Source organism: Staphylococcus intermedius NCTC 11048, assembly GCF_002902385.1.
GTDB classification, from domain to species: domain Bacteria; phylum Bacillota; class Bacilli; order Staphylococcales; family Staphylococcaceae; genus Staphylococcus; species Staphylococcus intermedius.
Genome location: NZ_PPQH01000068.1, coordinates 1 through 555 on the forward strand (window position 1 = coordinate 1; position 555 = coordinate 555).

The 555-nt window shown below is 26.5% G+C and carries 1 protein-coding gene; it reads left to right on the forward strand.

All coding sequences use genetic code 11. The features are described from left to right. Nucleotides 1–159: 159 nt before the first annotated feature. Nucleotides 160–555, forward strand: a 396-nt coding sequence (locus tag CD138_RS11895; protein ID WP_103265991.1) for a hypothetical protein, incomplete at its 3' end; no start/stop codon positions are given.

Below are 555 nucleotides of genomic sequence, written 5' to 3' on the forward strand. Positions count from 1 at the left end.
GACGAAGATAAAGTCTTTGATTTTATTGAATTGGTAATTAATTTAATTAATAAAGTAAGATACTTGAATCAAAAAGAAGATGATATAAAGTCTTATTTTGTTAGCAACGAAAATTATGAAAGATACGCTAATTTAGAAAAAGGAAGAGTTGCAAGTTAAATGAATAATAAATTTCATGTTCAGTTAGATGAGTTCAATTTACAAGCTATTAACTTCATTAAATATGATAATTACGATAAGTCTGATGATTCTCCTGATACAGCCAAATGTGAAGATAATGACCCTAAATATGAGATTTTTATAGAAAGAAATACATCCTCCATAAAAATCGTTTTTTTGCATGTAACTCTTGAAACAGCTGATTATAATTTGAAAGCAATGTTTAAAGGTGTGTTTAAAGATATTAATAATGAAAGTATCGACAATAAGAAATTAAGTTCAATAGCACTTTCGCTTATGCTACCACTTGCTCGACCTATTATTTACCAAAACCTATTACAATCTAATTTAAAAGCTACATTTTTACCTATTTTAGATATTCAAAGGTATCTGGAA